Source organism: Paracoccus gahaiensis, from assembly GCF_005048225.1.
Classification (GTDB): Bacteria; Pseudomonadota; Alphaproteobacteria; order Rhodobacterales; family Rhodobacteraceae; genus Paracoccus; species Paracoccus gahaiensis.
On the sequence record NZ_SUNI01000005.1, the window covers coordinates 226,150 to 242,583 of the forward strand.

The 16,434-nt window shown below is 69.4% G+C and carries 16 protein-coding genes; 8 read left to right on the top strand and 8 right to left on the bottom strand.

The window, feature by feature from the left end; translation table 11 throughout:
- Positions 1-3: 3 nt before the first annotated feature.
- Positions 4-1,032, top strand: a complete 1,029-nt coding sequence (gene holA / locus FA743_RS08735) for a DNA polymerase III subunit delta (protein ID WP_136885630.1) — start codon at positions 4-6, stop codon at positions 1,030-1,032.
- Positions 1,033-1,046: 14 nt separating this feature from the next.
- Positions 1,047-2,264, top strand: a complete 1,218-nt coding sequence (locus FA743_RS08740) for a BaiN/RdsA family NAD(P)/FAD-dependent oxidoreductase (RefSeq protein WP_136885696.1) — start codon at positions 1,047-1,049, stop codon at positions 2,262-2,264.
- Here the strand turns inward: FA743_RS08740 and FA743_RS08745 are convergent.
- The 3 genes from FA743_RS08745 to FA743_RS08755 all read right to left on the bottom strand — a co-directional run bounded on the left by FA743_RS08745 (position 2,240) and on the right by FA743_RS08755 (position 4,025).
- Entirely contained in the window at positions 2,240-2,827 is a 588-nt protein-coding gene (locus tag FA743_RS08745; protein ID WP_136885633.1) for a glutathione S-transferase family protein, read from the bottom strand. The two genes, FA743_RS08740 and FA743_RS08745, sit on opposite strands and share 25 nt — an antisense overlap.
- 56 nt (positions 2,828-2,883) lie before the next feature.
- Entirely contained in the window at positions 2,884-3,468 is a 585-nt protein-coding gene (locus FA743_RS08750; RefSeq protein WP_136885636.1) for a transglycosylase SLT domain-containing protein, read from the bottom strand.
- A 161-nt stretch (positions 3,469-3,629) separates the two neighbouring features.
- The gene (locus FA743_RS08755; RefSeq protein ID WP_135311658.1) at positions 3,630-4,025 is read right to left on the bottom strand and encodes a winged helix-turn-helix domain-containing protein; all 396 of its coding nucleotides are present in this window, start codon (positions 4,023-4,025) and stop codon (positions 3,630-3,632) included.
- 135 nt (positions 4,026-4,160) lie between these two features.
- On the opposite strand from FA743_RS08755, the gene FA743_RS08760 reads away from it, so the two are divergent.
- Positions 4,161-5,354: an acetyl-CoA C-acyltransferase family protein gene (locus FA743_RS08760; RefSeq protein WP_136885638.1), complete on the top strand. Its 1,194-nt coding sequence runs from the start codon at positions 4,161-4,163 to the stop codon at positions 5,352-5,354.
- A gap of 113 nt (positions 5,355-5,467) precedes the next feature.
- Positions 5,468-7,231, top strand: a complete 1,764-nt coding sequence (locus FA743_RS08765; protein WP_136885640.1) for an L-lactate permease — start codon at positions 5,468-5,470, stop codon at positions 7,229-7,231.
- A 312-nt stretch (positions 7,232-7,543) separates the two neighbouring features.
- Here FA743_RS08765 and FA743_RS08770 read toward each other — a convergent pair whose 3' ends face one another.
- From FA743_RS08770 to FA743_RS08790, 5 genes are all read right to left on the bottom strand, one after another.
- Entirely contained in the window at positions 7,544-8,146 is a 603-nt protein-coding gene (locus FA743_RS08770) for a queuosine precursor transporter (protein WP_136885642.1), read from the bottom strand.
- 88 nt (positions 8,147-8,234) lie between these two features.
- Positions 8,235-9,149: an esterase-like activity of phytase family protein gene (locus FA743_RS08775; RefSeq protein WP_136885645.1), complete on the bottom strand. Its 915-nt coding sequence runs from the start codon at positions 9,147-9,149 to the stop codon at positions 8,235-8,237.
- Positions 9,122-9,985 carry a penicillin-insensitive murein endopeptidase gene (gene mepA / locus FA743_RS08780; protein ID WP_136885647.1) on the bottom strand — a complete coding sequence of 288 codons (864 nt, stop codon included), beginning with the start codon at positions 9,983-9,985 and terminating at the stop codon, positions 9,122-9,124. Before mepA ends, FA743_RS08775 begins: the two co-directional genes overlap by 28 nt.
- A complete protein-coding gene (locus tag FA743_RS08785; protein ID WP_136885648.1) occupies positions 9,982-11,379 on the bottom strand; it encodes an MFS transporter in 1,398 nt (465 codons plus the stop codon). The genes mepA and FA743_RS08785 overlap by 4 nt, the downstream gene beginning before the upstream one ends.
- Positions 11,380-11,433: 54 nt before the next feature.
- Positions 11,434-11,994 (bottom strand): acyl-CoA thioesterase, encoded by a 561-nt coding sequence (locus tag FA743_RS08790; protein WP_136885650.1) that lies wholly within the window; start codon positions 11,992-11,994, stop codon positions 11,434-11,436.
- Positions 11,995-12,131: 137 nt separating this feature from the next.
- Here FA743_RS08790 and FA743_RS08795 point away from each other — a divergent pair, with 137 nt between their 5' ends.
- The 4 genes from FA743_RS08795 (at position 12,132) to FA743_RS08810 (ending at position 16,148) form a co-directional block, all read left to right on the top strand.
- Positions 12,132-12,425, top strand: a complete 294-nt coding sequence (locus FA743_RS08795; RefSeq protein WP_135818009.1) for a YggT family protein — start codon at positions 12,132-12,134, stop codon at positions 12,423-12,425.
- Positions 12,425-14,461 (top strand): DNA helicase RecQ, encoded by a 2,037-nt coding sequence (gene recQ, locus FA743_RS08800; RefSeq protein WP_136885651.1) that lies wholly within the window; start codon positions 12,425-12,427, stop codon positions 14,459-14,461. The genes FA743_RS08795 and recQ overlap by 1 nt, the downstream gene beginning before the upstream one ends.
- Before the next feature lie 134 nt (positions 14,462-14,595).
- A complete protein-coding gene (msrP, locus tag FA743_RS08805; RefSeq protein WP_136885653.1) occupies positions 14,596-15,528 on the top strand; it encodes a protein-methionine-sulfoxide reductase catalytic subunit MsrP in 933 nt (310 codons plus the stop codon).
- Positions 15,529-15,539: 11 nt separating this feature from the next.
- Positions 15,540-16,148: a protein-methionine-sulfoxide reductase heme-binding subunit MsrQ gene (locus FA743_RS08810; protein ID WP_246054895.1), complete on the top strand. Its 609-nt coding sequence runs from the start codon at positions 15,540-15,542 to the stop codon at positions 16,146-16,148.
- The last annotated feature ends 286 nt before the right edge of the window (positions 16,149-16,434 follow it).

Consider the following 16,434-nt stretch of genomic DNA (forward strand, 5'->3'; position numbering starts at 1 on the left):
GGGATGCTGCTGAAGGGGGCCGAGATCGCGCGCTATTTGGCCCGCCCCGACCCCTCGCGGCCGGGGCTGCTGATCCATGGGCAGGATGCGATGCGGGTGGCCCTGAAGCGCGCCGAGGCGGTGCGCGCCTTGGTGGGCGAGAGCGCCGACGAGGAGATGCGCCTGACCCGCATGCCCGGCGCGGGACTGAAGCGCGACCCCGCGCAGCTGGTCGATGCGGTGCGCGAGGTGGGGTTCTTTCCCGGCCCCCGCGTGGTGGTGGTCGAGGACACGCCCGATCTGGCGACCGACGCGATCCGCGCGGCACTCGAGGGCTGGCGGCAGGGCGATGCGGTGGTCGTGGTGACGGCGGGGGCGCTGTCCAAGAGCTCGGCCCTGCGCAAGCTGTTCGAGACGCATGGCCAGGCGGTGACCGCGCCGATCTATGACGATCCGCCGGGCGAGGACGAGGTCGCGCGCTGGCTGGCGGATGCCGGGCTGCGCGAGGTCCCGCGCGAGGCCATGCGCGAGATGATGCTGCTGTCGCGCGCGCTGGACCCGGGCGATCTGCGCCAGACGGTCGAGAAGATCGGGCTGTACAAGCATGGCGATCCCACGCCGCTGACGGTCGAGGAGATCGCCCTGCTGGCTCCCGCCACCATCGAGGCCGATCTGGACGAGCTGATCCATGCCGTCGCGGACCGGCGCGAGGCCGAGTTCGGCCCGCTGATGCGGCGCGTGGACCAGCAGGGGATCGCCCCGGTCACGCTGTGCATCGCCGCCCTGCGCCATTTCCGCGCCCTGCATCTGGCCGCCGCCGATCCGGCGGGGCCGGGCGTGGCGCTGGCCCGAGCGCGGCCGCCGGTCTTCGGGCCGCGCCGCGACCGGATGGCGCGGCAGGCGCAGGCCTGGGGGATGGGGCCGCTGGAGGAGGCGGTCTCGTCCTTGCTGGCCACCGACATGGTGCTGCGCTCGGCCAGCCGGGCGCCGCAGATGGCGCTGGTCGAGCGCGCGCTGCTGCGACTGGCGATGAAGCCCCGGGGGCGGCGGTGAGCGATTCGGAGGCGATCGATGCGCTGGTGATCGGCGCAGGGCCTGCCGGGTTGATGGCCGCCGAGGCGCTGATGGCGCCGGGCCGCCGCGTGGTGGTGGCCGAGGCCATGCCCACCCCCGCGCGCAAGTTCCTGATGGCGGGGAAATCGGGGCTGAACCTGACCAAGGCCGAGCCTCTGCCCGAGTTCGCGCGCGGGATCGCGGGCGGGACCGGGGGCTGCCTGCCCCCGGACCCCCGGGGATATTTATGGACCGCTGCAGGGGAATTCGGGCCCGAGGCGGTGAGGGATTGGGCCGAGGGCCTGGGGATCGCGCTGTTCACCGGCTCGACGGGGCGGGTGTTTCCGGTCGGCATGAAGGCCTCGCCGCTGCTGCGGGCCTGGCTGGCGCGGCTGCGGGCGGGCGGGGTCGAGCTGCGGTCGTGCTGGCGGTGGGTCGGGATGGAGGGCGGCTGGGCGTTCGAGACCCCCGATGGCCCGCGGCGGGTGCGGCCCCGGGTGACGGTGCTTGCCCTGGGCGGGGCCAGCTGGCCACGGCTCGGCTCGGACGGGGCCTGGGTCCCGATGCTGGCGGGGGCGGGGGTGGCGGTCGCGCCGTTCCGGCCCGCGAACATGGGGTTCCGTGTCGAGTGGTCGCCGCCCATGGCGCGGGTCTTCGGGGCGGCGGTGAAAGGCGTGGCGATCCGGGCGGGGCGCAGCTTAAGCCGGGGCGAGTGGGTCGTCACCGCCCAGGGGATCGAGGGCGGCGGGGTCTATGCGGTCGCGGCAGAGATGCGCGACGGGGCCGAGGCAGTGGTGGATCTGGCCCCGGATCTGGACCCTGACGCCCTGTCCATGCGATTCGCACAGCTGCGTGGGCGGTTGAGCCTGGGCAACTGGCTGCGGCGGGCCTTGAGCGATCCGGTGAAGGTCGCGCTGCTTCTGGAATGGGGCCGGCCGCTGCCCTCGGATCCGGCGGGATGGGCCGCGCGGGCCAAGGCGCTGCCCCTGCGCCATGCCGGACCGATGGGGCTGGCGCGCGCCATCTCCTCGGCCGGGGGGATCGAGACGGGCGCGCTGACCGCCGATCTGGAGCTGCGCGCCCGTCCGGGCGTCTTTGCCGCGGGCGAGATGCTGGACTGGGAGGCGCCGACGGGCGGCTATCTGCTGACGACCTGCCTCGCGACCGGGCGCCGCGCGGGCGAGGCCGCGGCACGGCGCCTGGCGGATCAGGACGCCGTGACGGCCTTATAGGCCGGGCGCAGGCGCATGCGGTCCAGATAGTCCGACAGGCGCGCCTCGACCACCGGGAAGCGCGCGGTCAGTGCCCAGTCCAGGCAATGGGTCAGGATGATGTCGGGCACGGTCATCCGCTCGCCCATCAGGAAGGGGCCCTCGGACATGCGATGGACCAGGGTCTTCTGGCTGGTCTCGAATTCCCACCGCAGGGTGTTCTTGATGGCGCTGAGGCGCATCTCCTCGGGCAGGATGAAGCTGTGGCGGGCGGCCAGCCACAGGGCCGCGTCGAACTCGTCCAGCAGGAACTGGGTCAGGCTGTCCTGCCGCGCCCGGTCCAGCGTGCCCGCCGGATGGGTCAGCTGGCCGTGGCGGTCGGCCAGATAGGTGAGGATCGCGGTCGAATCGGTGATCGGCGTGCCGTCGTCGATCAGCACCGGGACCTTGCCCGCCGGGTTGAAGGGCACGACCCCCTCGCTGCGTGGATTGGCGGCGATGTGGTCGTAGGGCTGGCCCAGTTCCTGCAGCATCCACAGGACGCGGAAGGCGCGGGACTTGGCGGTGCCGATGACACGGTACATGGGAATCCTCCTTGCCCCTGGGGTGCGGACAAGAAGGCCCCATGCCCGCGGCCCCGTCAAGCGCGGCGGCAGGCCACCAGCTGCTGGCGATACATCTCGGACCGGGCGTTGACCTGCCCCGCCACCCGCATCAGCCAGCTCTTCTGGCGATAGCTGCCGCTGCGGAAGCCGCCCCGCCCCTCGTGATAGGCCAGGTATTGCGAGGCGGCGTCGGATTTCGATAGGCCCAGCTGCTGCTGGCTGCCATGCATGTACCAGCCCATAAAGTCGGTCGCATCGCGGATGTTGTCGCGCTGCGCCCGGCGGTTGCCGGAATTGCGCTGGTATTCCTCCCAGGTGCCGTCCAGCGCCTGCGAATAGCCGAAGGCGCTGCTCTGCCGCCCGATGGGGATGACGCCAAGCGCATATTGATGCGGCGTGCGGGCGTCACCGATGAATTTCGATTCCTGGTACATGGTCGCCATCTGCACATGCACCGGCACGCCCCATTTGCGTTCGGTCTGGCGCATGGCGCGCAGATAGGCCGGCCGTTCGGCCGCGATGGCGCATGCATTGTCCAGCTGGCGCGGCGCGCTGTAATTGCCGCCGCCGCCGCAGGAGGCGACCAGCCCCACGATGGCCAGTTTCAGAAGCCTGTTCATTCTACCCTCGTTCTGCTCGTTCTGGGGTTTTGCGCCGATCATAGGGAAAATCACGCAGCGGTGAAATCACAATGCCGAAGGGCAGCCGCCCGACCTCGCCTGCCGCGCCCGGCGCCGGGCCTCCTTCGGTCTGCAAATATCCCCGCCGGAGGCATCCGCCCTCACCGTCCCGCACCGCCCGTCCGGTCCGCGCCCTCGGGCCGCAGCAGCGCGTTCAGCGCCTGCAGATCGTTCGCGCCCGCCTCCAGCAGCAGCGATTCCAGCGCGCGGTAATGGGTCAGCACCTTGCCGCCCGTCTCGGTCACCGTCGCGCCGCCGCCGCCCGGGCCGCCGCGCGCGCTGTCGATGACGGGATGGGCAAAGGCCACGTTCATCTCCTCGACCAGGGTCCAGGCGCGCTTGTAGCTCATCCCCATCTCGCGCGCGGCGGCCGAGATCGAGCCGAGCCGCGCGATCCGCGCCAGCAGCTCGGCCTTGCCCGGACCCAGGATCAGCGGCGAATCATATTCGAGCCGCAGCTTGATGCGCAGCCGGGGGCTGGTCGCGGGAGGGGTCATGCGGGATGCGGTCCTTCGTTATTCCCCGGCAGCATAGCGCCTTGCGGCCCGGGCCGCAATTTGCCGCGACGGCACGGCTTGCGGGAGGCGCGTCGCAGCCTATCCTGCAGGCCACGGGAAGAGGAGGCCCGCCCCATGTCCGCAACCGACCCCGCCACCCAGATCGTCATCCTGTCCGGCGCCCGCACGGCGATCGGCACCTTCGGCGGCAGCCTTGCGGCGATCCCGCCGATCAGCCTGGCCGCCACCGTCACCCGCGCCGCGCTGGAGCGCGCGGGCGTCGCGCCCGACCGGATCGGGCAGGTCGTCTTCGGCCATGTCATCAACACCGAGCCGCGCGACATGTATCTGAGCCGCGTCGCCATGCTGGAGGCGGGGATCCCCCACACCACGCCCGCGATGAACGTCAACCGGCTCTGCGGATCGGGGGCGCAGGCCATCGTCTCGGCCATGCAGTCGCTGATGCTGGGCGATGCGGGCTTCGCCGTCGCGGGCGGGGCGGAGAGCATGAGCCGTGCGCCCTATGTCCTGCCCTCGGCCCGGTTCGGGGCGAAGATGGGCGATCAGGCGATGCTGGACATGATGACCGGCGCGCTGACCTGCCCGATGGGCACCGGACATATGGGCGTCACGGCGGAGAATGTCGCGGCCGAGCATGACATCTCGCGCGAGGCGCAGGACGCCTTCGCGCTGGAGTCGCAGCACCGCGCGGCGGCGGCCATCGCGGCGGGGCATTTCCGCGACCAGATCGTGCCGGTCGAGGTGAAGACGCGGCAGGGCATGGTCGCTTTCGACACGGACGAGCATCCCAAGGCCACCAGCCTCGAGAAGCTGGCCGGGCTGAAGGCGGTGTTCCAGAAGGGCGGCAGCGTCACGGCGGGCAATGCCAGCGGCATCAATGACGGCGCGGCGGCGCTGGTCCTGGCGCGGGGCGACGCCGCGCGCGAGGCCGGGCTGACCCCGCGCGCCCGGATCCTGGGCTATGCGGTCGCGGGCGTGCGCCCCGAGGTGATGGGCATCGGCCCGGTCCCCGCCGTGCAGGCGCTGATGGCCCGCACCGGCCTGGGCATCGGCGATTTCGACGTGGTCGAATCGAACGAGGCCTTCGCCGCGCAGGCTCTGGCGGTGAACAAGGGGCTGGGGCTGGACCCGGCCCGGGTGAACCCCAATGGCGGGGCCATCGCCCTGGGTCATCCGGTCGGCGCGACCGGCGCGATCCTGACGATCAAGGCGCTGGCGGAACTGGAACGGACCGGCGGCCGGACCGCGCTGATCACCATGTGCATCGGCGGCGGGCAGGGCATCGCCTTGGCGATCCGGCGCGACTGAGGCGGCCCGAGAGGGCGATTGCGCGCAGCGGTCTGTTTTCCTGACCGGTTTTGTCTTGCTTTTTGTCGCGAACGCGTCCCGAGTGACCCGGACAATTCGAGGAGGAAAACGGGGTGTCACAGGGAGTTCTGTTCTTTGCCGCGGCCTTGCCGGTCCTGGTGGTCTTTGTGCTGCTGGTGGTCATGCGCCGGTCGGCCAAGCTGGCCATGCTGGCGGCCTATGCCGTCACCGTGCTGCTGGCGCTGGTCCTGTGGGGCGCGCCTTTGGCGCGGGTCGCGGGTGCCACCGTCAACGGTCTGGTGACGGCGGTCACGCTGCTCTACATCGTCTTCGGGGCGATCCTGCTGCTGTACACGGTGCAGGAATCCGGAGCGATCCGCGCCATCCGGCGCGGCTTCACCGATATTTCGCCCGACCGGCGCATCCAGGCGATCATCATCGCCTGGATGTTCGGGTCGATGATCGAGGGGGCCTCGGGCTTCGGCACGCCGGCGGCGGTCGCGGCGCCCCTGCTGCTGGCCATCGGCTTTCCGGCGATGGCGGCGGTGATGGTCACGCTGATCATCCAGTCCACGCCCGTGTCCTTCGGCGCGGTGGGCACGCCGATGCTGGTGGGCATCAATACCGGCCTGTCCAACAGCCCCGAGGTCGAGGCCGCCATCTCGCCGCTGACCGTCGCCGAATACGTGCCGGTCGTGGCCGCGCAGGTGGCGCTGGTCCATGCGCTGGTGGGCGTCCTCGTGCCGCTGCTGATGGTGGGCATGCTGACGCGCTTCTTCGGGTCCAGCCGCAGCTTTGCGGAAGGGTTCCGGGCGTGGAAATTCGCGATCTTCGCCGGGCTGGCCTTCACGCTGCCCTATCTGGCCGTCGCCTATGTGCTGGGGCCGGAATTCCCGTCGCTGCTGGGCGGTCTGATCGGTCTGATGATCGTCGTGCCGGCGGCCCGGGCGGGCTGGTTCCTGCCCGACGACCGCTTCGACTTTCCGCCCCGCGCGCAATGGGAGGATGGCTGGCAGGGCAAGCTGGAGCCCGATCAGGCCGAACTGGGGCCGGGCGACCGCAACATCCCGCTGCTGACCGCATGGATGCCCTATGTGATCGTCGCGGTCCTGCTGGTGCTGACGCGGACCATCGCGCCGCTCAAGGCCTGGCTGACCGGGCCGGACACGACGCTGGCGCTGCGCGACCTGTTCGGGTCGGGGATCAACGCGACGGCGCAGTTCGCCTATTCGCCGGGCACGGTGATGATCATCGCCTCGCTGATCTCGGTCGCGCTGTTCCGGATGCGGGGCAGCGCCTATGGCCGGGCCTGGGCGATCTCGGGGCGCACGATGATCGCGGCGGCCCCGGCGCTGCTGCTGGCAGTGCCGATGGTGCAGGTCTTCATCAACTCGGGATCCGAGGGGATGGCCTCGATGCCCATCACCCTGGCCGAGGGGATGGCGGCGGCGACCGGCGCCTCGTGGCCGCTGTTCGCGCCGATCGTGGGAGCCTTGGGCGCCTTCATCGCCGGGTCGAACACGGTGTCGAACATGATGTTCTCGCTGTTCCAGTTCTCGACCGCGGAAAGCATCGGGCTGGATCTGGCGGGCATCACCATGGTCGTCGTGCTGCAGGCCGTCGGCGGGGCGGCGGGCAACATGGTCTGCGTGCATAACGTGGTGGCGGCCTCGGCCGTGGTGGGCCTGACCGACCGCGAGGGCGACATCATCCGCAAGACGCTGATCACCATGGCCTATTACGTGGTGCAGGCGGGCCTGATCGGCATGGCGCTGATCAGCGGCGGTCTGATGTGGTGGGCGGCGGCGCTGATCTGGGCCGGGGCGGTCGTGCTGGCCATGCGGACCAACCGCAGCCGGGCGATGGTCCGCGCCTGACATCGCGACCTGAACGCACAGGGGCGGCCTTCGGGCCGCCCCTTTCGCATGTCCGGTCCCCGCGCGTGCCGGGCAAAAACAGGAACGGGCCGCCCAGCAAAAGGCGGCCCGCGAGATCCAAGGAGATGGTCCGGTTAGGGGCGGATCTGGATCCGGTCCCAACCAGGGTCTGAAGCCTTCGGGGCTGCCCTCAGGCCACGGTCCCCCCGACTGTTCCGAAACGTCTCTCCACTATCACTCTAGACACTGGACCACCTCCTTTCAAAAGATTGCTGTACATCTGCAGGCTGACACAGATCCAAATTCTGTCAATCAGCTTTCCGCAGTGCGGCGCAACAAATTGCGGACAATTAGCCGGAAGGGCACAAGGGCCAGTAGGGCCAGCGCCAGTTTGACCATCCAGTCGGCCAGCGCCAGCGACATCCACAGGGGCGCCAGCGGGCCCTGGCCCAGCAGCGGCACGGCCTCGTTCGCCCAGCCTGTATTGGCGTCGGCGGGCAGGAAAGCCGCGAAGGCGATGCCGAAGAACAGCGCCGTGTCCAGCACCGATCCGACCAGGGTCGAGACCAGCGGCGCCCGCCACCAGCGGCCTTCGCGAAGTGCATCGAAAATCGCCACATCGGCCATCTGCGCCACCAGGAAGGCCGTTCCCGAGGCCAGGGCGATGCGCAGGGTCGTGGCCTCGATCCCCGCCGCGACCAGCGACCACAGCACGCCCGTCACGAATCCCGCCAGCACCACGCGCCGCGCGGCGGGGGCGCCATAGACGCGGTTCATCACGTCGGTGACCAGGAAGGCCAGCGGATAGGTGAAGGCGCCCCAGGTCAGCCAGGTGGCCACGGTGAACTGGACGAGGATGTTCGAGGCCAGCACGATGGCGGCCATGGCAAGGATGCCGGGCAGGAAGCGGGTCATCGGTGATATCCGTTTTGACAAGGTGGCGGAGGAACTCGGCCCCGTCGCGCGGGGCAACGGGGGCCTTACGCCCGCGCAGGCCGCCTTGTCAATTCCGCTGCGCCTGCAGGTCGGTGTCGCGCAGGCGGTATTCCACGATCTCGGTCCGCTGCAGGAACAGGAAGTTGTCGTCCGAGATCATCGTGATCCGGATGCCCGTCCCGTCATGCCAGACCGAGATGCCTTCCAGGTTGTCGTATTGCAGGGACCGCGTCTCCAGCAGGATCTGATCCTCCTGCAGCACGCCGGGGGTCAGCTGCATCCGCCGGATGCGCGAGGAAAAGCCCAGGATGCCGCGAAAGTCGCGTTCCAGCAGATAGAGCCAGCCATCGGGGCCGAAATCGGCGCCCACCGCCAGCCAGCGCGGATCGCGGCGGATCGTGGCATATTCGGTCCAGTCGCCGTCGAAGGCCAGCACGGTGAAGGGCGTGGCCTCGTTGCCCGAGCGTTCGGGCACGGCGACCATCAGCCCGTCCTGGTCGATGGCCAGCGCCTCCAGCCCGGAATTGACGCCCATGCCGGGCAGCTTGGGCGGGCGGGGCAGGGGGGTGGCGGCCGCGTCGGGATCGTCATAGCGCGCGACGCGGTCCAGCCCCTCGAAGCTGATCAGGATGCGGCCTTCGGCGTCCAGCGCGATCCCCTCGCTGTCACCGATATAGCCCGGGGGCAGGGGGGTGCCCTCGCTGTCCTTCAGATGGGCGCGGCCCGCGACCGCCATGCCGCGCACCAGGCCCTGCGGGTCGCGCTCCACCCGGCCCCAGTACAGATGCGCGCGGTCGGTCAGGGCGTGAAAGCCGGTGCCGTCGGGGCTGATCTGGATCGCGGAAAAGCCGCCGAAGCTGGCCTGGGGTTCCGACCAGACATGGGTGCCCACGTAATCGAGCACCGCGCCCGCGTGAACGGGCGCAGTGGCCAGGGTCGCCCCCAGGGCCAGAGCTAGGGTGCCGAGGCGACGGTCGAGCATTGCGCGGGCAGGTCGGCCATCCGGTAGGTGCGGGGGTGGCGATAGTTGGGGTCCGGGGTCGAGGGCCGGGCCCGGCTGGGGTCGATGCGGATGTTCACCCATTCCTGCGCATCCGCGCAGCCGTCGCCCGCCGGGATCGGCACGGGCGTCTGGCACATCGAGCCGGGGGGGCAGTTCAGGCGGACATGGAAGTGATAGTCGTGGTTGTTGATGGGGCGGATCTTGCGCAGCCAGTCGCGGTTGCCCGTCTCCATCTGGCACATGGCGACCTTGGCGACGGGATCGACGAAGATGCGTTCCACCCGCGGATCGCGGGCGGCGGCGCGCATGATCGACATGTGGCCGCCGGTCCAGTTGCCCGACAAAGCCGTGCCCCGGTTCGCCACGACCGAGACCGAGGACAGGTTCTCGCGCTGCTGCGGCGACAGCGACAGGGACGCGGGCGGCAGCATCCAGATGTCGGCGTCCAGCCCCAGCTGGTGGCTGGCATGGCCCGAGGTCATCGGCCCGCCGCGCGGCTGGCTGATGTCGCCGATATAGAGGCCCTGCCAGCCCGCCTGCTGCGCGGCCCGGGACAGGCCGACCAGAAAGTCGATCATCACCGGATGGCCCCAATGGCGGTCGCGCGACAGGCGCATCGATTGCCAGCTGGGCCCACTGTCGGGCATCTGCACGAAGCCCTGGCCGCAGCCCTGGGAATAGTTGCCGATCGACACGGCGGGCCCTTGGGACGGGCTGCGGAAGCTGCCGAACACATCCTTGGCAAGCTGTTGTGCCGAGGCGGGCAGGGCCAGCCCCAGCAGAAGGGCGGCGGCGGTCAGGGTCTTGCGGATCACGGGTCGGTTTCTCCTTCCGGGTCGACCCACCCTAGCAGAAGCAGCGCGACAAGAAAGATCACGATCAGCGGAAGGAAGCCAAGTCGCTGGCTGCCCGTCAGATCGGTCGTCACCGCGATCAGGAAGGGCGCCAGGAAGGCCGTGGCCTTGCCCGACAGCGCATAGAGGCCGAAGCCCTCGGTCGCGCGTTCCTCGGTCGTGTGGCGGACCATCATGGTGCGGCTGGCCGATTGCAGTGCGCCGCCCGCCCCGCCGATCACCGCCCCGCAGGCGAAGAAGATCAGGTCGGGCAGGCGCAGCCCGGCCAGCAGCGGCTCGGCCGGGGCCGGGATGCCGAAGACCGAGGTCCGGTCCATGCCGACCAGCAGCATGCAGACCGCCGACAGCGCCAGGATGCAGGCCGCGATCACCGCGCGCGGCCCGAAGGCCCGGTCGGCGCGCCCGCCCAGCCAGCTGATGAACGCGGCCGAGATGGCGCTGACGACGCCGAAGATGCCCGCCAGGAAGACGGGCCAGCCCAGCACCGTGCCCGCATAGACGCCGCCGAAGCCGTAGAGCGCGTTCAGCGCGTCGCGCGAGAACATCGACGAGGCCAGCCACGCGGCCAGGCTGCGCCGGTGCCGCAGGCTGCGGATCAGCGCCCACAGGTCGGACAGCGCCGGGCGGATGCGCAGGGGGCGGTGGCCCTCGCGCGGCTCTCGGACCCAGAGGAAGAAGGGGATCATGAAGACCACGTACCAGATCGCCGTGAAGGGGCCGACGAATCGCGTGCCCTCGCGCGCCGCGGGGTCCAGCCCGAACAGCGGTGGGATCCCCGCCAGCGTGCGCCCGTTCGGCGTCTCGGCGAACAGGAGCAGCATCAGCGCCAGCGCCACCACGCCGCCCAGATAGCCGAAGGCATAGCCCGAGCCCGAGATGCGCCCGATCTCGGCGCGCGGCGCCAGCCCGGGCAGCAGGGCATTGGTGAAGATGGTGGCGAACTCGACCCCGATCAGGCCGATGCCGAACAGCACGATGGCCTGGACCAGCGCCGGATGGCCGCCGTCCCCGATGCCGGGCGTCAGCGCCCAGAGCCCCGCAGATCCGACCACGTAGATGCCCGAGAAGATCCAGATCCACGGCATCCGCCGCCCCGAACTGTCCGCGATGGCCCCCAGCACGGGCGCGGCCAGCGCGATGATCGCCCCGCTGATCGCCAGCCCATAGCCCCACAGCGCCTGCGCATGGGCGCCCGCCAGCGTGCTGCTGTCGCCCATGGCGATGAAATGGCGCTTGGCCACCTCGGCGAAATAGATCGAGAAGATGAAGGTCAGCAGAAGGGTGTGAAAGGGCTGGCTGGCCCAGTCAAAGAACCACCAGCCCCAGATGCGCCTGCGGTCGATCCTGTCCCTCATCACGTCCCCTTCTGGCGCAGCTGCGCGCCGTGGCGACATTTGGTCCGGGGCGCCTCAGAGTGGCAAGTGAAGTTTCGCATCCTCGGGCAGATGGGGCGGCCAGGGGCGCGTGGCATCGGCGGCGATCCAGGCCGCGATCCACTCGGGCAAAGGCGGGCTTTCGGGGGCATGGCCCAAGGCCTCCATCACCTGGCCCGGGGGCACCATCCCGTCGGGCGAGGTGATGGCCGAGCGGATCAGCACCTGGTTGCAGCATTCGCCGCCGCGCCACATCGACTGTTCCATATAGACGAATCGGCGGTCCCAGCCCACCATGCGCGAGATCATCGTGAAGCGCTGGAAGGCCCGGATGCGCCGGCGGTAGCGGGTCGAGTTGCCCGCGACCGTGATCCCCCAGCCCCGCGCGCGCAGCACCGGGACCAGCCCGGTGCGGCTGGCCAGCGGGATGCGGCCCAGGTCGAACAGCGTCAGGGTGCGGCCGTTGTTCAGCTCGATCCAGGGGTCCAGGTCCCAGGGCCAGCAGATATGGGTCGAGACATGCGTTCCGGTCGGCGCAAGGCGGGGCGCATTGCGGAACTTGAGCATCTCCTTGGCGAAGCGGATGAAGGGATACATGGTCGGGCCTTTCGTTTCGCCCTGACTGGCCGGGGATCACGGGGGCGTCAAGTCCAACGCGGCGGCATCGGCTTGCGTCCCCCCGGGCACCCGGCCATAACGGCCCTCATCGCATGCGACATGACGAAGGAGCGAGAATGGGAACGCTGTACGAAGCCCTGCAACTGATCCTGCAGGTCCTGTGGTTCATCATGATCGTGCATATCATCATGTCCTGGCTGATCAATTTCCAGGTCCTGAACCTGCGCCAGCCGCTGGTCGCGCAGATCTGGGACGGGCTGAACCGGCTCTTGGAGCCGATCTATCGCCCGATCCGCCGCATGCTGCCCGATCTGGGGGGGCTGGATCTGGCCCCGCTGATCGTCTTCATCGTCATCATCATCGCTCAGCGGGCCCTGGCCAACAACGCGGGCTTCTTCTACGGCGTCTGATGCCCACCGACCTTCTTCGCCAGGTCTGGGGCTTTGACGGTTTCCGTCCCGGACAGCAGGAGATCGTCGAGGCGGTGGCCGCGGGCCGCGACGTGCTGGCGATCATGCCCACGGGCGGCGGCAAGTCGCTGTGCTTCCAGCTGCCCGCGCTGATGCGGGACGGGGTGACGGTGGTCATCTCGCCGTTGATCGCGCTGATGCGGGACCAGGTGCGCGCGCTGCGCGAGGCGGGGGTCGAGGCGGGGGCGCTGACCAGCGGCAATACCGAGGCCGAGACGGATGCCGTCTTCGCCGCCATCGCCGACGGGCGGATGAAGGTGCTGTACATGGCGCCCGAACGGCTGGCATCCGGCGGGACGGTCAACCTGCTGAAACGCGCGGGCGTGACCGCCATCGCCGTGGACGAGGCGCATTGCGTCAGCCAGTGGGGCCACGACTTCCGCCCCGACTATCTGCGCATCGGCGATCTGAAGCGCAGCCTAGGCGTGCCCCTGGCCGCCTTCACCGCCACGGCGGATGTCGAGACCCGGGCCGAGATCGTCACGCGCCTCTTCGAGGGCGCCGAGCCGGTCACCTTCCTGCGCGGCTTCGACCGGCCCAACATCCGGCTGGCCTTCCAGCCCAAGAACAGCCCCCGCACGCAGGTCCTGAATTATGCCGCCGCCCGGCGCGGCCAGTCGGGGATCATCTATTGCGGCGCCCGCGCGCGGACCGAGACGCTGGCCCAGGCCCTGCGCGAGGCGGGCCACCCGGCGATCGCCTATCACGCGGGGCTGGACCCCGAGACGCGGCGCGAGGCTGAAGGCCGCTTCCAGCGCGAGGATGGGCTGATCGTCGTGGCCACCGTCGCCTTCGGCATGGGCATCGACAAGCCCGATATCCGGTGGGTGATGCATGCCGATCTGCCGAAGTCGATCGAGGGCTATTATCAGGAGATCGGCCGCGCGGGCCGCGACGGCGATCCGGCGGACACGCTGACGCTCTATGGTCCCGACGACATCCGCCTGCGCCGCACCCAGATCGACGAGGGGCTGGCCGATCCCGCCCGCAAGTCGGGCGACCATGCGCGGCTGAACGCGCTGCTGGGTCTGGCCGAGGCGACGGGATGCCGCCGCCGCAAGCTCTTGTCCTATTTCGGCGAGGAAATGGCCGCCGATTGCGGCAATTGCGATCTGTGCCAGACCCCACCCAAGCTGTTCGACGGCACGCTGGCGGTCAGGAAGGCCCTGTCGGCGATGGTGCGCACCGGCGAATGGTTCGGCAGCGGCCATCTGATCGACATCCTGACCGGCACCACCACCGACAAGGTGCGCGAGCGGGGCCATGACCAGTTGCCGACCTTCGGCGTGGGAAAGGACTTCGCGCGCGGGCAATGGCAGGCGATCTTTCGGCAGATGATGGGGCTGGACCTGTGCCGCCCCGATCCCGAACGCCACGGCGCGCTGCACCTGACCGAAACCGCCCATCCGATCCTGCGCGGCGAGGAGAGCGTCACCCTGCGCGAGGACACGACCAAGGGCGCCAAGCCAGCCAACGTCCTGCGCACCCAGGTCAGCGAGGAGGACGAGCCGCTGCTGTCGGCGCTGAAGGCCAAGCGCCGCGCCTTGGCCGAGGCGGCGCGCGTGCCGGCCTATGTCATCTTTCCCGACCGCACGCTGATCGAGATGGCCGAGAAGCGCCCGCAGGATCTGGACCAGATGGCGCGGATCGGCGGGGTGGGCGCCAAGAAGCTGGACAGCTTCGGCCGCGAATTCCTGTCGGTCATCGCGGGCGACCAGCCCCAGATGCATCCCGCCCGCCGCGCGATGGCGGGCAAGCCCGAGGGCGCGCTGTTCGACCGTCTGGTCGCGGTGCAGCTGCGCCTGCAGCGCGGTGCGGACGGGACGGAAAAGCCGCTGTCCTGTTCCACCGCGCAGATCCGGCGCATCGCGGAGAGCCGCCCCTCCAGCCGCGACGCGCTGTCCCGCCATCTGGACGAGCCCCGGCTGGAGCGGTTCTCGCAGGCCTTCCTGGACGAGATCACCTCGGTCGGCTGATCCGAAGCCCCGGGCCGGGCAGGGGGGTTGGGTCAACGGAACGTGATGCGTCCGAAGGCTTATGCGCCGCGTGCATCATGGCATGATGACCACGCGCGCCCTCTGGCGTGCCTAGGCCCCGATCGGAGGATATCATGAAACTGAACTGGTCTGACGTCACACCGCACCGGATGTTCCTGGACAGGCGCAAGTTCATGGCGGCCTCGGTCGCGGGTCTCTCGGTCGCGGGTCTGGCCCTGGCGGGCCGCGCCGGGGCGCAATCCGCGGGCACGATGACCGGTGCGCCCTCGCCTTTGTCCACGGACCAGACGCCGAACACCTTCGAGGAAATCACCAACTACAACAATTTCTACGAATTCGGCACCGGCAAGGAGGACCCCGCCCGCAATGCCCATGCGCTGACCACCGACCCCTGGGCGGTCGAGATCGGCGGCCTGGTCGAGCGCCCCGGCAGCTACGGGGTCGAGGACCTGGCCCCCGACAACGCGCTGGAGGAACGCATCTACCGGCTGCGCTGCGTCGAGGCCTGGTCGATGGTCATTCCCTGGATCGGCGTGCCTTTGGCCGGCGTGCTGGACAAGGTCGGCGTGCAGCCCGGCGCGAAATATGTCGAATTCGAGACCCTCGTGCGCCCCGAGGAGATGGTCGGCCAGCGCCGCGCGATCCTCGACTGGCCCTATCGCGAGGGGCTGCGGCTGGACGAGGCGATGAACCCGCTGACGATTCTGGCCACGGGGCTTTACGACCAGCCCATGCCCAACCAGAACGGCGCGCCCATCCGGCTGGTGGTGCCGTGGAAATACGGCTTCAAGTCGATCAAATCGGTGGTGCGGATCACCCTGACCGACCGCGAGCCGGTGAACACCTGGAAGCAGCTGCAGGCCAGCGAATACGGCTTCTATGCCAATGTGAATCCCGAGGTGAACCACCCCCGCTGGAGCCAGGCCACCCACCGGGTGATCGGCGCGGGCCTGTTCGGGGGCCGCGAGGAGACGCAGATGTTCAACGGCTATGGCGAACAGGTGGCCTCGATGTATGCGGGGATGGACCTGTCGGTGAACTACTGATGCAGCGGGCGGTGAATGACGCATTGCGGCGCATTCCGGTCCCGGTGGTCTGGCTGGCGGGGGCGGTGCCCTTCGCGCTGGTGATCTGGGATATCTTCACCGGCGGCCTGGGCGTCGATCCGGTGGCCGAGATCGAGCATCGCCTGGGCCGCACCGCGCTGTACTTCCTGGCGGGGGGGCTTGCGGTCACGCCCCTGCTGCGGCTGACGGGCATCTCGCTGATGCGCTTCCGCCGCGCCCTGGGGGTCATCTGCTTTGCCTATGCGGCGCTGCATGTGGCCACTTGGGTGGTGATGGACATGGCGCTGCTCTGGGGACAGATGGGCCGCGACATCGTCAAGCGGCCCTATCTGCTGTTCGGCATGGGGGCCTTCCTGATGCTGCTGCCGCTGGCGGTCAGCTCGAACAACCTGATGATCCGCAAGATGGGGGGGCAGGCCTGGCGGCAGTTGCACAAGCTGGTCTACCCCGCCGCGCTGCTGGCCGCCCTGCACTGGCTGTGGACGATCCGCGTGACCGAGATCACCCCGATCTTCTGGGTGGCGGCCATCGTCCTTCTGCTGGCTCTGCGGCTGGTGATTCGTCGCCCCCTGGCCTGGACCAGACCGCGCAGGGCATAAGGTTTCATTCAAAAACAACGCGTTGCGATTTTTCTGACCGACTGACACGGAATTTTCGCAAAACCTGCTTGCGCCCATTTCACGTTCCCCCTAAACACCGCTTCACCGAAGGCGGGAACGCTGGAGGGGCCGGGAAGACGGAGCGCTGCGAGGCGCTTTTGAGAGACCGGGGTGAAATTTGGGAATGGATGACCGGGTGAGGCGTCGAGTTGGCGCATCGTCCGTGATTTTGGACCTCTGCTTTTTGACATTGATGGATATCTGAAGAGATATGCGGGCGGTTCGG

Excerpts from the sequence above, each read along its gene's own strand:
- holA (WP_136885630.1), top strand. The coding sequence starts at position 4 with ATGCTGCTGAAGGGGGCCGAGATCGCGCGCTATTTGGCCCGCCCCGAC.
- FA743_RS08745 (WP_136885633.1), bottom strand. The coding sequence starts at position 2,827 with ATGTACCGTGTCATCGGCACCGCCAAGTCCCGCGCCTTCCGCGTCCTG.
- FA743_RS08750 (WP_136885636.1), bottom strand. The coding sequence starts at position 3,468 with ATGAACAGGCTTCTGAAACTGGCCATCGTGGGGCTGGTCGCCTCCTGC.
- FA743_RS08755 (WP_135311658.1), bottom strand. The coding sequence starts at position 4,025 with ATGACCCCTCCCGCGACCAGCCCCCGGCTGCGCATCAAGCTGCGGCTC.
- FA743_RS08760 (WP_136885638.1), top strand. The coding sequence starts at position 4,161 with ATGTCCGCAACCGACCCCGCCACCCAGATCGTCATCCTGTCCGGCGCC.
- FA743_RS08770 (WP_136885642.1), bottom strand. The coding sequence starts at position 8,146 with ATGACCCGCTTCCTGCCCGGCATCCTTGCCATGGCCGCCATCGTGCTG.
- FA743_RS08775 (WP_136885645.1), bottom strand. The coding sequence starts at position 9,149 with ATGCTCGACCGTCGCCTCGGCACCCTAGCTCTGGCCCTGGGGGCGACC.
- FA743_RS08785 (WP_136885648.1), bottom strand. The coding sequence starts at position 11,379 with ATGAGGGACAGGATCGACCGCAGGCGCATCTGGGGCTGGTGGTTCTTT.
- FA743_RS08790 (WP_136885650.1), bottom strand. The coding sequence starts at position 11,994 with ATGTATCCCTTCATCCGCTTCGCCAAGGAGATGCTCAAGTTCCGCAAT.
- FA743_RS08795 (WP_135818009.1), top strand. The coding sequence starts at position 12,132 with ATGGGAACGCTGTACGAAGCCCTGCAACTGATCCTGCAGGTCCTGTGG.
- recQ (WP_136885651.1), top strand. The coding sequence starts at position 12,425 with ATGCCCACCGACCTTCTTCGCCAGGTCTGGGGCTTTGACGGTTTCCGT.
- msrP (WP_136885653.1), top strand. The coding sequence starts at position 14,596 with ATGAAACTGAACTGGTCTGACGTCACACCGCACCGGATGTTCCTGGAC.